This window comes from Myxococcus llanfairpwllgwyngyllgogerychwyrndrobwllllantysiliogogogochensis (assembly GCF_006636215.1).
GTDB lineage: Bacteria > Myxococcota > Myxococcia > Myxococcales > Myxococcaceae > Myxococcus > Myxococcus llanfairpwllgwyngyllgogerychwyrndrobwllllantysiliogogogochensis.
Genome location: NZ_VIFM01000300.1, coordinates 1 through 13,045 on the forward strand (window position 1 = coordinate 1; position 13,045 = coordinate 13,045).

Below are 13,045 nucleotides of genomic sequence, written 5' to 3' on the forward strand. Positions count from 1 at the left end.
CCTCTGAACGTCCTCAGGACGCCCCTGTCGACGCCGCCCCCGCTGACGCCGCCCCCGCGTCCGAGGATGACCTCAACCGGGTGGTGGAGGTTCGCGTCGAAGGAAACAAGCGCGTGGAGGCCGAGGCCATCCGCCGCGCGTTGCGCACCAAGGTCGGCCAGTCCCTGGCGTCCGCCCGCAGCGCCGAGGACCTCCGGGCCGTGTGGGCCCTGGGGTACTTCCAGAACGTGGAGCTGCTCGTGCAGCGGCTTCCGCGCGGCGTCGCCTACGTCGTCCGCGTCGAGGAGCGGCCCATCGTCCGCCTGGTGACGCTCAAGGGCAACGAGGAGCTCAGCCGGGACGACCTGAAGGAGGAAATCGAGGTCAAGCCCAACACCATCCTGGAGCTGGAGACCGTGCGCAGCACGGTGAAGAAGATCCAGGCCAAGTACGTGGAGAAGGGCTTCTTCCTCGCGGAGGTGACGTACCAGATCAAGCCCAACGAGGGCGGCGCTAACAACAGCGTGGACGTCATCATCATCATCAACGAGCACGCCAAGGTGATGGTGAAGCAGATCACCTTGATTGGCGCGGAGAAGGTCCCCGCGTCGGTGCTCAAGGAGACGATGATCACCCGCGAGGGAGGCTTCTTGTCCTTCTTCACGGGCGAGGGCACCTACCGCGAAGAGGCCTTCCAGCGCGACCTGGCCGTCATCCAGATCGCCTACTACGACCGCGGTTTCATCAACGTCAAGATCGACAAGCCCACCGTCCAGCTGTCCGCGGACAAGCGCTACATCTACATCACCCTGCGCATCGTCGAGGGTGAGCCCTACGACATCGGGAAGATCGACTTCTCTGGCGACCTGCTCTCCGACGTGTCGAAGGAGAAGATGGCCGAGCTGATGAAGTCGACGCCGGGCCAGCGCTTCAACCGCTCGCAGCTGTCGCAGGACATCGTCGGCCTGTCGGACGTCTACTTCGACCGGGGCTACGCGTACGCGAACATCAACCCCGTCACCAGCGTCAACGCGGACAACCGCACGGTGGACCTGACCTTCGACGTGCAGAAGGGCCCCCAGGTCACCATCGAGCGCATCGACGTCGTCGGCAACAGCAAGACGCGCGACAAGGTCATCCGCCGCGAGCTGCGCGTGTACGAAGGCGAGCTCTACAGCGGCACCGGTGTGCGCCGCAGCAAGGAGCGCGTCACCGCGCTGGGCTTCTTCGAGACGGTGGAAATCACCCAGAGCGCGGGCAGCACGGACGACACCATCGTCCTGCACGTGGAGGTGAAGGAGAAGGCCACCGGTACCTTCCAGGTCGGCCTCGGCTTCTCCAACGTGGAGAACTTCATCTTCACGGCGCAGATCTCCCAGAACAACTTCCTGGGCTGGGGCCAGAGCGTCTCCGCGTCCGCGCAGATCTCCGGCCTGCGCTCCCTGGTGCAGCTGTCGTTCTATGACCCGTACTTCCTGGACACCAACTACCTGCTGTCCGCGGAGTTCTTCCGAGTCCAGGCCGACTACGACGGCTTCATCCGCAACTCCACCGGTGGCACCATCTCCATCGGCTACCAGTTCATCGACGACCTGCTCGGCACGGTCGGCTACACCCGTGAGTGGGTGAACGTGGAGGCGGGCTCGAACCTGGGCGCCGTGCTCCTGGCCAACCAGTTCCTCTCCGGCACCACCAGCGCGGCCCGGCTCTCGCTGTCGTTCGACCGCCGAGACAACCGCCTGTTCCCCTCGCGCGGCTTCATCCACTACGGCTCGGTGGAGCTGGCGCCGGACTTCATGGGCGGCACGTTCCTCTTCAACCGGTACACGGCCTACTCGCGCCTGTACTTCCCGATGCCACTGGGCTTCGTGTTCAAGACGAACGCCACCATCGGCTACATCCAGCAGCTGGATTCGAACAGTCCGCTGCCCATCTCCGAGCTGTACTACGTGGGTGGCATCAACAGCGTCCGCGGCTACTACCTGCGCAGCATCAGCCCCTCGGTGAAGGTGCCCCGCTCCAGCAACCCGGACGCCACCGTCACGGACTTCCTCGTCGGCGGCAACAAGCAGCTCGTCTTCAACTTCGAACTCGAGTTCCCCATCTTCGAGAAGGCCGGCCTGCGCGGCGTGCTCTTCTATGACGCGGGCAATGCTTTCGCCTCGAACGAACGGTTCTTCCAGGACCGACAGGACAAGCTGCCGCTCGGCCTCTTCCACTCCGCGGGCTTTGGCTTCCGCTGGTTCAGCCCGATTGGGCCCCTGCGCTTCGAGTGGGGCATCCCGCTGACCAGGCGGCCGGAAGACGACCGGATTCTGTTCGAGTTCACTATCGGCAACTTCTTCTGATAAGCCATCGTCCGTCGTCCCGGCCCCGCCCTGGCGGGAAGGGTTGAACAAGCCCGGGCGTCTGACGTCGGACCCTGTACCCTTCCCTGAGGAGCTGTTGAACATGTCGCTTCGCACCACTGTCGCGGCCATGGCCGCCGTCCTGTCGCTTGCCCTGCCGGTGGCCGCCTCGGCCGCCGACCTGAAGGTCGCCTACGTGGACCTCCAGCGCGTCCTTCTCGAGGTCGATGACGGCAAGGCCGCCAAGGCCCGCCTCCAGAAGTGGCTGGAGGAGAAGCAGAAGGAAATCGACAAGGAGCAAACCGCTCTGCGCACGGAGAAGGAGACGTTGGACAAGCAGTCCAGCGCGATGACTCCCGACGTCCGCGCCCAGAAGGAAGCGGACCTGCAGCGCAAGGTGATGGTGCTCGCCCAGAAGTGGGAGAAGAGCCGCGGCGAGGCCGCCACCAAGGAGCGCCAGGAGATGGAGCCCATCATCAACAAGATCGACCAGGTGGTGGCGTCCATCGCCCAGCGGGACGACCTGGGCATGGTGTTGGACAAGCGGGACTCGGGCATCGTCTTCGCCAAGGCCCAGTACGACATCTCCAACGAAGTGATTCGCGCCTACAACGGCTCGAAGACGACGAAGACGACGGCGGCGAAGGACGCCCCGACGAAGTAATCGGCTCCACGTGAAGACCTCCCCCGCACCCCGACGGCTCGGGGAGCTCGCCGCCCATGTCGGGGGAGAGCTTCTCGGTGACCCTGAGCAGCTCATCCACGGACTCAACGGGCTTGAAGAAGCCGGCCCGGGAGACGTGTCCTTCTACGGAAACACGCGCTACCGCCGCCAGTTCGAGGCCTCCAAGGCTTCGGCCGTGCTGGTCGGCGGTGACGCCCCGCCCCGCGAGGGTCTTTCGCTGGTGCGTGTGTCCAACCCGCACCTCGCCTACGCGAAGCTGCTGCGGTTGTTCCATCCGGCCACCCGCCCAGCGCCCGGCATCCGTCCTGGCGCGTGGGTCCATCCGGAGGCCACCGTCCATCCGGAGGCCACGGTGTTGGCGGGCGCGTGCGTGGAAGCGGGCGCCCGGGTGGGTGCGCGCAGCGTGCTGTATCCCGGTGCCTATCTGGGGGAGCACGCCACGGTGGGAGAGGACAGCGTCCTGCATCCCAACGTCACGGTGCGCGAGCGCTGTGTCATCGGCTCCCGCGTCATCCTCCATGCTGCGAGCGTGGTGGGCGCGGACGGCTTTGGCTTCGCCTTCAATCCCGAGGGCGAAGAGGGGCCCGAGCACTTCAAGATTCCCCAGGTCGGCAACGTCCGCATCGAGGACGACGTCGAAGTGGGCGCCTGCACCTGCATCGACCGCGCGACGGTGGGCGAGACGGTGGTGGGGCGAGGCAGCAAGCTCGACAACCTGGTGCAGATCGCCCACAACGTGCGCGTGGGGCCCATGTCGCTCATCTGCGCGCAGGCGGGCGTGTCTGGCTCGGCGGAGATTGGCACCGGCGTGGTGCTGGCCGGGCAGGTGGGCGTGGTGGGCCATATCCGCGTGGGTGACCTGGCCAAGGTCGGCGCCCAGTCCGGCGTGGCCCATGACGTCCCGGATGGTCAGGTGGTGAGTGGCAGTCCGGCGATTGCCCACCGCGAGTGGCTGCGTGCCAGCGCGGCGTCGGGGCAGGTCGCGGACTTGCTCAAGGAAATGCGGGCCCTGCGCCGCAGGGTGGAGCAGCTCGAGAAGGCGAAGGGGGAGTGATGGACATCGGAGAAATCCAGAACCTGCTGCCGCATCGGTATCCGTTCCTCCTGATTGACCGGGTGGTGGAGATTGTTCCGGGCCAGAAGATCACGGCCTACAAGAACGTCACCATCAACGAGCCCTTCTTCAACGGTCACTTCCCGGGGCACCCGGTGATGCCGGGCGTGCTCATCCTGGAGGCGCTCGCCCAGGCTTCGGCCATCCTTGCGTATAAGAGCGAGAACATGGACCCGACCCAGAAGGTGACCTACCTGATGGGCGTGGACGGGGCGCGCTTCCGCAAGCCGGTGGTGCCGGGAGACAGGCTGCAGCTCCTCATCGAGGTGCTGCGGCACAAGGGCGCCGTGTGGAAGACGAAGGGCACGGCGACCGTGGATGGAGTGAAGGTCGCCGAAGGCGAGTTCCTGGCCACCGTGGTGGACAAGAACAAGGACGCTGGAGCGGCAGAGGGCGCGGCGTCCTGACCGCGAGCTGGCGAGGCAGAGGAAACGACATGGCTCAGGTTCATCCCTCCGCGGTGGTTCATCCCGATGCGCGTCTGCACGACACGGTCGAGGTGGGACCCTTCTCGGTCATTGGTCCCCAGGTGACGATTGGCGAGGGCTCCCGCGTGGGGCCCCACGTCGTCATCGAGGGGCGCACCACGCTCGGCGCGCGCAACCGCATCTTCCAGTTCTCCTCGGTGGGAGCGGACCCGCAGGACTTGAAGTACGCGGGTGAGGACACCGAGCTCACGCTCGGCGACGACAACACGATTCGCGAGTTCGTCACCCTGCACAAGGGCACGGCGGGCGGCGGCGGCGCGACGCGGGTCGGCAACGGCAACCTCTTCATGGCCAACAGCCATGTCGCCCACGACTGCATCGTCGGAGACGGCTGTCGCATCGGCAACGGGTCCGCGCTCGCGGGCCACGTGACGATGGAGGACCACGTCATCATCAGCGGCCTGGCGGCGGTGCACCAGTTCACCCGCCTGGGCAGGTTCGCCTTCATCTCCGGCGGCGCCATGGTGACCATGGACATTCCCCCGTATGCCACGGCGCAGGGGGACCGGGCGGAGTTGGTGGGCCTGAACACCGTGGGCCTGGAGCGCGGCGGCTTCTCCAAGGAGCAGATCGAGCGCATCAAGGAAGCCCACCGCATCCTGTTCCGCTCCAAGCTGGGGCTCCAGGAAGCGCTGGCGCGGCTGCGCACGGAGCTGGCGGGCCACCCCGAGGTCGACCACCTCGTGGACTTCATCGCGCAGAGCAAGCGCGGGCTGACGCGCTGAGCGGCCCGACGCGGTAAGCTGTGGACATGGCGCTTGTACCCCAGGACAGTAGAATCGGCCTCATCGCGGGCAACGGGCAGCTTCCGCTCCTCTTCGCGCGCGCGGCGAAGGCGCGGGGGCTGGAAGTGGTGGCCGTGGCGCACCGGGGAGAGACGGACCCGGCGCTGGCCTCGGAGGTCGCCTCGCTCACCTGGGTGCGCGTGGGGCAGGTGAACCGCATCCAGAAGGCCTTTCAGGCCATGGCGGTGAAGCAGGCGGCCATGGCGGGCGGCATCGGCCGGGTGAAGGCGCTGAAGGATGCGCGTCCGGACCTGGGCGCCATGCGCATCATCTCCCGCCTGCGCAGCTTCCGGGATGACTCGCTCCTGCGCGCGGTGGCGGCGGACTTCGAGTCACGTGGCATCACCATCATCGCCCCCACGGACTTCCTGGGAGAGGTGCTGTGCCCCGAAGGTCACCTCGCGGGGCCGCCGCTGCGCTCGGCGCAGGCTCAGGACGTCGCGCTCGGACGCGAGGTCGCCGTGCTGCTGGGACAGGCGGACGTGGGCCAGACGGTGGTGGTGCATCAGGGCCACGTCCTGGCGCTGGAGGCCGTGGAAGGCACTGACGAGGCCATCCGTCGCGGCGGCCGGTTGCTCGGGGCGGGCGGCGCGGTGGTGGTGAAGCGCTGCAAGCCGCAGCAGGACCTGCGCTTCGACCTGCCCGCAGCGGGCCCCCGCACGCTGGAAGTGATGAAGGAAGTGGGCGCGAAGGTGCTGGCGCTGGAGGCGGGGCGCACCGTGCTGCTGGACGCGCCGGAGCTCTTCGCGGGCGCGCGCGCCGCGGGCATCACCCTCGTCGGCGTGCCCTGAGCCGGGCTCAGAAGAGCGGGTAGGAAGCTGGAGCATGCCTCCCCGGCTGCCGGGGCCTGTGGCGCGCGCGGGTGAATTCCGTCGCGCTGTTCGCGTCTGGCTCGCGAAGCATTTGCTCGCAGGGAGCATCCGCCTACCCTGTCGCGGAGGAATCCACCCATCCGGGCCGCTGTTGCAGCGCGGCCCGTGACGCCGGAGGTCGACGCCGCGCCATGAATGCCCGCCTGCTGCTAGTGCTCAGTCTTGTCGCCGCAACCCCGTTGCCCGCGTTCGCGGACGCCATCCGGGTGTCCCTGGAGGGTCGGGCCGCGGTGGGCGAGAAGCTCCCGGCATTGCTCGTGCACATCGAAGAGCCCATCGCGGGCTTCGAGGTGAAGCTGAAGCGCGGCGACGGGAAGGTGGTCGAGGTGAAGGGCGGGGGGAAGCCGGGTGTCACCCGGCGCATCGAGCTGGAGCAACCCGAGGGCCGCTTTCATTACGAAGGCGAGCTGGTGGTGCGCTTCCCCAACGGCGAGTCGGGCAGCATGCCGCTGTCCCTCGACACGGAGCTCAACGGGCCGCTGCGGTTGGACGTGCGCCCGGAGGACGTGGACGTCGCGGGGCGCAAGCTTCGCTTCCAGCTCTCGCGTCCCGCGGGCCACGTGGAGCTGACGGTGCTGATGGACACCGGAAAGAAGGCGTTCGAGGGCGAGGTGCCCTTCAAGGGCGAGGTGGCGGGCACGCCGCTTTCATTGAGCTGGCCGCCCGCCGAGGGCCGGGTGATGAAGATTTCCCTCCGAGCCTTCGACACATCGGACTTCTACACGGGCGTGGACCTCTTTCCCTGGCGCGTGGACATTCCACACGAAGAGGTGAGCTTCGCCTCGGGCCGCGCGGACATTCCCGCAGCGGAGCGCGGCAAGCTGGACAGGAGCCATGCGTTGATCGCGGAGGCGCTGGCGAAATACGGCCGCTTCGCGGCGGTTCGTCTGTACGTCCTGGGGCACACGGACACGGTGGGCGCCACGGCGGACAACCGGGAACTGTCGCTCAAGCGGGCGCGGAGCATCGCCGCGGCCTTCCGTCAGCGCGGGCTGAAGGTTCCGATTTTCTACGAGGGATTCGGGGAGGAGTCGCTAGCGGTGCGGACTCCGGACGAGACGGCGGAGGCGGGCAACCGCCGGGCCGAATACATCATCGCGGTGGAGGACCCGACGCTGGACGGGGCGCCCTTCTCGCCGCGGTGGAGGAAGCTGTAGCGGACGCGACGACGCAACGAGGAGGCGACGGGATGGAGCGATTCCAACGGTGGGCCTGGGGCGTGGTGGGTGTCACGCTCCTGGCGGGGGCGGGCTGCGCGCATCAGGCGCCGCTCGCCGTGAGGCGGGAGGTGGAGGCGGAGAAGTGCTCGTTGATTCAATCCGTGCTGAAGGAACCGACGCCGTCGCGCGTGGTGGAGGAGATCGCCGCCCAGGGCCGGCACGAGCCCACCCCGGTGCGGGTGTACGTGCGGCGCCCCGAGCAGTCCATGCTGGAGCGCTTCTTCGAAGGCGATGAACCCCGCTGCGGCGACGCCACCTTCAAGGTCGTCCAGGAGAGCGTCCTCGATGCGGTGGTGGTGTACCTGCAGGAAGTGCGAGAGGGCTACGCGTACGACGCGCGCCGCTCCGGGCCGGACGAACTCACGTTGGAAGGCACGCCCCAGGGCACGCTGAAGCGCGCGGGCCCTCAGTGGGTCGCGGGCAAGTGAGCTACTTCATCAACTCCTTGGCGCCGTCCGCGATGAACTGCACGGCGATGGCGGCGAGGATGAGCCCCATGACGCGCTCGACGATGGCGACCCCGGACTGACGCAGCACCCGCTGCACCAGGCCGGAGGCGCGCAGGATGAAGTAGCTGGCCACGAAGGTGAGGATGATGGCCGCCAGCACGGGCAGGGTGGCGGTCATGGAGTTGCCTCGGGCCATCAGCACCATGGCGGTGGCGATGGCGCCGGGGCCGGACAAGAGCGGAATGGCCAGCGGGACGATGGCCACGTCTTCCTTCACCGCGCCTTCCTGCTCCTCCGTGGGCGTGGTGCGAGTCGCGGAAGGCCGGGCGCGGAGCATGTCCAACGCGGTGATGAGCAGGAGGATGCCGCCCGCGACGCGGAAGGCCCCCAGCGACACGCCGAACACCTTGAAGATGATGGTGCCGAACAGGGCGAAGAACGTCATCAGCCCGCACGCCACCAGACACGCGCGCATCGCCGTGCGGCGAATCTTCTCCTTCGTGTCGCCGGACGTCATCGCCAGGAACAGCGGCACCACGCCGATGGGGTCCACGACGAAGAAGATCGCCGGAAGGGCGACGAGGAATTGCGCCAGATAGGCCTTCATCACCGCACGCCCTTCTTCGCTACACCGTGAGACGCAGCTTCCACACCATGGTGAGCGCTTCGGCGAAGATCTTCTTGTTCATCTTCGAGTGTCCCACACGCCGGTCCTCGAAGATGATGGGGATCTCTCGCACGGTGAAGCCGTTCTTCAGCGTGCGGTAGGTGAGTTCAATCTGGAACGCATAGCCGGTGCTGTGCACGGCATCCAGGTCGATGGCCTCCAGCACCCGGCGGTGGAAGCACTTGAAGCCGCCCGTCAAATCCGACACGCCCACGCCCAAAATCGTGCGGGCGTAGAGGCTGCCGCCGCGGCTGATGACCTGCCGGCCAACGCCCCAGTTCACCGTGCCGCCCCCGGTGACATAGCGCGAGCCCAGCACCAGGTCGGAGCCCGCCTCGGCGGCATCCAGCAGGCCGGGCAGGTAGCGCGGGTCATGGCTGAAGTCCGCGTCCATCTCCAGGATGTACGTGTAGCCCTCGGCCAGCGCCCAGCGGAAGGCGGCGAGGTACGCGCGACCCAGGCCCTCCTTCTTTTCGCGGTGCAGGACGCGAACCCGGGGCTCCTTCGCCGCGAGCTGGTCGGCGATCTGCCCCGTGCCGTCGGGGGAGTTGTCGTCGACGACGAGAATATCGACGCGGGGGTCGGCCTTGAGCACCGCCAGGGTGATGGCCTCGATGTTTTCCCGCTCGTTGTACGTGGGGATGCAGACCAGCGCAGGGTTCATGGCCGGGCCGACATACCCTAAATGGCGCGCGGGGGCAGTAGCTCCATCACCGACTCGGCCGCCCGGGTGGCCGCTCCTGCCTCACCCAGGCGCCCCCGCACCTCCGCCAGCCCCTTCAGCATCTCCTCCCGTGGCGCCCCGGGGGTCCACACCCGGCGCACCTCGTCAGCGATTCGCTCGGGCGTCATCTCGCCCTGGAGCAGCTCTGGCACCACGCGCCGGCCGGCCAGCAGGTTGATGAGGGACACGAAGGCCACCTTCAGCATCAGCCGGCCCACCCAGTACGTAATGAGCGACACCCGATAGATGACGACCAGGGGCCGCTGCATCAGTCCTGCTTCCAACACGGCTGTACCGGAGGCCACCACCGCCGCGTCGCTGGCGCCCACGACTTCCGGGGCACGCCCGTCCACCAGCACGGGCGTCAGGCCGCTGCCCTCGAAGTGGGAGAGCACTTCCTGGCGGGGGATGGTGGGGGCCACGGGTACGACGATTTGGAGCCCGGGGCGCTCGGCGGACAGGCGCTTCGCCGCGGCCACCATCGCCGGCAGGAGCCTGCGAATCTCACTCATCCGACTGCCCGGTAGCAGCGCGAGCGTGGGGGCGTCCTTGTCCAGGCCCAGCCGCTCGCGAAAGGCGACGGCGGTGTCGGGGGCGGGGACCTGCTCGACGACGGGGCTGCCCACGTAGCGGGCACTCACTCCGGCCTCGCGATAGAAGTCCTCCTCGAACGGGAGGATGCACAGCATCCGGTCCACCAGCCGCTTGATGGTGCGGACCCGGCCCCGGCGCCACGCCCAGATCATCGGCGAGATGTAATAGGCGACGGGGATGCCCTGGGCCTTGAGCTTCTCGGCCAGCCGCAGGTTGAAGTCCGGGATGTCCACGAGGATGGCGACGTCGGGGCGTCGCTCCGTGGCGGCGTTCGCCAGCCCCTTGAGGATTTGGAGGATGCGGGGAATGCGGGGAAGGACCTCGGTGATGCCCATGACGGACACCTCTCGAGCGTCGAAGAGCAGCTCCACCCCCCGAGCGGCCAGGCGCGAGCCTCCCATGCCAAAGAAGGTGAGGTCAGGGCGGCGGGCCTGGAGGGCGGCGACGAGTTCGGCGGCGTGTGCGTCGCCGGAGGCCTCGCCTGCCACGACGAGGATTCGGGGTGGGGGCGTCATGTGAGGGGGGCGCATCGTACCCTGATGCAAGCCAGGGTGAAGGTGTAGACTGCGCTACCCTTGAAGACGCTTCTGCTCGCCGAGAGCCATCCCCCCACGCTCGAACACCTGACGGGTCTGCTCTCCCAGGCCGGGTATTCCGTGCGCGCGGTGAATGACCCTATCGCGGTGCTGGAGCATTTCGCGGCGGACAACCCGGATGTGATGGTGTTGTCGGTGGACCTTCCCCGAGTGGAAGGCTCGCACGTGGTGCACCTCATCCGAGGGCACAGCCAGGGCGGGCGCGTGCCGATTGTCGCCATCGACAAGGGGCACCTGGGCCGGGCGCGGGGCGTGGCCTCCGTGCTGGACCTCAAGGTGAACGCGTACGTGGCGGACCCGCTCAAGCCGGGCGAGCTGGTGCCTCGGCTGGAGTCGCTGGTGCGCGCGGCGCAGGCGGTGCCGCTGACGGGGCTTTCGGCCACGCTGTCGCGTCCGGCGGTGAACAGCGGTGACTTGAAGGGCTATCCACTGCCCTCGCTCCTGCACTCCATCCACCGGCTGCGCCGGGATGGTGTGCTGGTGGCGGCGCACCGAGGCCTGAGTCGGCGGGTGTACTTCCTGCGCGGTGGGCCGGTGAGCTTCGACTCGTCGGCGAAGGAGGACTCACTTCCGCGCTACCTCGTCGCGCGCACGCTGGCGACGGCCGCGCAGGCGGAGCGGGTGGTGGAGGCGCTGGCGTCCGGGCTGCGCATCGGCGCGGCGCTGGCGGACGCGGGGGTGGAGGCGGCGGGCGAGGAGCTGTCGCAGCTGCTGCGCGACTACACGCGCGACAACCTCGCGCGGGTGCTGGGCATGCGCGAGGGCCGGTATGCCTTCTACTCGGGTGACGAGTTCACGACGGAGGTCGCCTCGGTGGACCTGCCGCCGCTGGCGCAGGTGCTCGAGGGCGCAAGGCGCTGCTTTCCGTTGAAGGTGATGGCGGCGTCGCTGCGGGCGAACCTGGGGGAGTACCCGGTGCGCTCGTCCGACTTCGGTCGGGACCTGCAGGCCATGGCGCTGGACACGGACGACATCAAGATCGCCATGCAGGTCAATGGCCGCATCGTCCTGAAGGAGCTGCTCGCGCATGGCCGGGGCGAGCTGCGCGCGGCGTACTCGCTCCTGTGGTTCCTGAAGCTGACGGGGGGGGTGACCTTCTCGCCCACGCCGGTGGCGACGGGGGCGGACGTGCTGTCGGCGGTGGTGGTGCCGGACCGGATCGGGCCACGCAAGCGCAAGTCGTTGCCGGTGGCGACGGGGGCGTCGCTGCGTGAGGAGGCGGTGCGCATCATCACCCGCAGCTACTTTGGCAGCCTGGGGTTGGACATCGCGGCGGACGCGGAGGCGGTGGAGCGCGCGTACCACGAGACGGCGATGCGCTTTCATCCGGACACGTATGCCGAGTTCGACATCTCCGACCTGAAGGACCTGCTGGACTCGGTGCAGGAGAAGCTGTCCGCGTCGTACCGGGTGCTGAGCGTGGAGGAGAAGCGCAAGGCGTATCTCCAGTACCTGTTCAGCAAGCTGGACGTGGGGCGGAACACGGCGGTGGTGGTGGACGCGGAGATAGCGCTGCGCCGGGGCGAGTCCGCGCTGAAGCGTCGCGACTTCCTGTCGGCGATGCATGCGTTCGAGGAAGCGGTGTCGCTCAACCCGCGCGAGCCGGAGTACTACTCCTTCCTTGCCTGGGCGACGTACCAGGCGGCGGGCGGTCCCCTGGTCCAGCGGGCGCAGAAGGCGCAGAAGGTCTTGAAGAAGGCGCTGTCATTGGGGCCGTATGTGGAGCGGCTGCACATCATCGCGGCCATCATCGACACGGACCTCGGGGACGCGCCGCTGGCGCGAAAGAAGCTGCTGAAGGTGCTGGAGTACAACCCGTACTCGCAGCTGGCCAAGGCGGCGTTGCGCAAGGTGGGACGGTAGGGAATGCGGCGGACACTGTTGCGACTGTTGCGCTACGCGCGCCCGCATGTGGCGGTGCTCGTGGTGGCGTTCGTGTGCATGGCGGTGGTGGGAGTGACGACGGGGGCGTACGCGTACCTCACCGGGCCCGCGCTGCGCTTCTTGTTGTCGGGGGGCGAGGACGGCTTCTCCGGGGCGAACAGCGTGCCGTGGCTGTCGAGCCTGCCGCGCGACGCGGCGCTGTGGGGCTTCCCGCTGCTGATGGTGGTGGTGGGGGTGGTGAAGGGCGTGGGGTACCTGGGCCAGTTCTATTTCATGGGCCTGTTCGCGCAGCGGGTGGTGAGGGACGTGCGGCGCGAGCTCTTCATGAAGCTCACGTCGTTGTCTCCCGCGCAGCTCGCGCGAGAGCGGCAGGGTGATCTGCTCAGCCGATTCACCTCGGACGTGACGGCGGTGGAAGCGGCGGCGATGTACACGGTGGGCTCGTACCTGCGCGACAGCCTCCAGGTCATCATCCTGGCGGGCGTGGCGCTGTCGATGAGTCCGCTGTTGGGTGGGTTGATGCTGGTGGTGATTCCACTGGCGGCTCTGCCCGCGTCCAAGCTGACGCGCAAGGTGTTGAAGGGCACGCGCGAGGGGCAGACGCAGCTGGGGCACCTGGCGGGTCAGCTCCATGAGGGGC

Annotated in this window: 13 protein-coding genes; 10 read left to right on the forward strand and 3 right to left on the reverse strand. The window is 68.0% G+C overall.

What is annotated here, in order from left to right:
* The 8 genes from bamA to FJV41_RS42310 all read left to right on the forward strand — a co-directional run.
* The coding region (gene bamA / locus FJV41_RS42275) for an outer membrane protein assembly factor BamA (protein WP_438616783.1) at positions 1-2,327 on the forward strand (2,327 nt) is incomplete at its 5' end.
* A gap of 103 nt (positions 2,328-2,430) precedes the next feature.
* Positions 2,431-2,991 (forward strand): OmpH/Skp family outer membrane protein, encoded by a 561-nt coding sequence (locus tag FJV41_RS42280; protein WP_141648300.1) that lies wholly within the window; start codon positions 2,431-2,433, stop codon positions 2,989-2,991.
* Between the two features lie 10 nt (positions 2,992-3,001).
* Entirely contained in the window at positions 3,002-4,066 is a 1,065-nt protein-coding gene (gene lpxD, locus FJV41_RS42285) for a UDP-3-O-(3-hydroxymyristoyl)glucosamine N-acyltransferase (RefSeq protein WP_141648301.1), read from the forward strand.
* On the forward strand, positions 4,066-4,533 hold the full coding sequence (fabZ, locus tag FJV41_RS42290) for a 3-hydroxyacyl-ACP dehydratase FabZ (protein ID WP_141648302.1): 468 nt from the start codon (positions 4,066-4,068) through the stop codon (positions 4,531-4,533). The genes lpxD and fabZ overlap by 1 nt, the downstream gene beginning before the upstream one ends.
* Before the next feature lie 29 nt (positions 4,534-4,562).
* Positions 4,563-5,339 (forward strand): acyl-ACP--UDP-N-acetylglucosamine O-acyltransferase, encoded by a 777-nt coding sequence (gene lpxA / locus FJV41_RS42295; RefSeq protein WP_141648303.1) that lies wholly within the window; start codon positions 4,563-4,565, stop codon positions 5,337-5,339.
* 26 nt (positions 5,340-5,365) lie between these two features.
* Complete coding sequence (locus tag FJV41_RS42300; protein WP_141648304.1) at positions 5,366-6,190, forward strand: LpxI family protein; 825 nt, start codon at positions 5,366-5,368, stop codon at positions 6,188-6,190.
* A gap of 212 nt (positions 6,191-6,402) precedes the next feature.
* Complete coding sequence (locus tag FJV41_RS42305) at positions 6,403-7,428, forward strand: OmpA family protein (protein ID WP_141648305.1); 1,026 nt, start codon at positions 6,403-6,405, stop codon at positions 7,426-7,428.
* 32 nt (positions 7,429-7,460) lie between these two features.
* Positions 7,461-7,919: a hypothetical protein gene (locus FJV41_RS42310; RefSeq protein WP_141648306.1), complete on the forward strand. Its 459-nt coding sequence runs from the start codon at positions 7,461-7,463 to the stop codon at positions 7,917-7,919.
* Between the two features lies 1 nt (position 7,920).
* Here the strand turns inward: FJV41_RS42310 and FJV41_RS42315 are convergent, their stop codons facing one another.
* The 3 genes from FJV41_RS42315 to lpxB are packed head-to-tail and all read right to left on the reverse strand — an operon-like array spanning position 7,921 to position 10,440.
* Positions 7,921-8,547 carry a MarC family protein gene (locus FJV41_RS42315; RefSeq protein ID WP_141648311.1) on the reverse strand — a complete coding sequence of 209 codons (627 nt, stop codon included), beginning with the start codon at positions 8,545-8,547 and terminating at the stop codon, positions 7,921-7,923.
* Positions 8,548-8,566: 19 nt separating this feature from the next.
* Entirely contained in the window at positions 8,567-9,271 is a 705-nt protein-coding gene (locus FJV41_RS42320) for a polyprenol monophosphomannose synthase (protein ID WP_141648307.1), read from the reverse strand.
* Between the two features lie 17 nt (positions 9,272-9,288).
* Positions 9,289-10,440, reverse strand: a complete 1,152-nt coding sequence (gene lpxB / locus FJV41_RS42325; protein ID WP_141648308.1) for a lipid-A-disaccharide synthase — start codon at positions 10,438-10,440, stop codon at positions 9,289-9,291.
* Positions 10,441-10,500: 60 nt separating this feature from the next.
* On the opposite strand from lpxB, the gene FJV41_RS42330 reads away from it, so the two are divergent.
* Both FJV41_RS42330 and FJV41_RS42335 read left to right on the forward strand, forming a co-directional pair.
* Entirely contained in the window at positions 10,501-12,384 is a 1,884-nt protein-coding gene (locus tag FJV41_RS42330; RefSeq protein WP_141648309.1) for a DUF4388 domain-containing protein, read from the forward strand.
* A 3-nt stretch (positions 12,385-12,387) separates the two neighbouring features.
* Positions 12,388-13,045: ABC transporter transmembrane domain-containing protein (locus FJV41_RS42335; protein WP_246137764.1), on the forward strand; the 658-nt coding region annotated here is incomplete at its 3' end.

Bases quoted from the DNA above. Each gene is read 5' to 3' on its own strand.
- FJV41_RS42300 (WP_141648304.1), top strand. From the start codon at position 5,366: ATGGCGCTTGTACCCCAGGACAGTAGAATCGGCCTCATCGCGGGCAAC.
- FJV41_RS42305 (WP_141648305.1), top strand. From the start codon at position 6,403: ATGAATGCCCGCCTGCTGCTAGTGCTCAGTCTTGTCGCCGCAACCCCG.
- lpxA (WP_141648303.1), top strand. From the start codon at position 4,563: ATGGCTCAGGTTCATCCCTCCGCGGTGGTTCATCCCGATGCGCGTCTG.
- lpxB (WP_141648308.1), bottom strand. From the start codon at position 10,440: ATGACGCCCCCACCCCGAATCCTCGTCGTGGCAGGCGAGGCCTCCGGC.
- FJV41_RS42280 (WP_141648300.1), top strand. From the start codon at position 2,431: ATGTCGCTTCGCACCACTGTCGCGGCCATGGCCGCCGTCCTGTCGCTT.
- FJV41_RS42320 (WP_141648307.1), bottom strand. From the start codon at position 9,271: ATGAACCCTGCGCTGGTCTGCATCCCCACGTACAACGAGCGGGAAAAC.
- FJV41_RS42315 (WP_141648311.1), bottom strand. From the start codon at position 8,547: ATGAAGGCCTATCTGGCGCAATTCCTCGTCGCCCTTCCGGCGATCTTC.
- fabZ (WP_141648302.1), top strand. From the start codon at position 4,066: ATGGACATCGGAGAAATCCAGAACCTGCTGCCGCATCGGTATCCGTTC.
- FJV41_RS42310 (WP_141648306.1), top strand. From the start codon at position 7,461: ATGGAGCGATTCCAACGGTGGGCCTGGGGCGTGGTGGGTGTCACGCTC.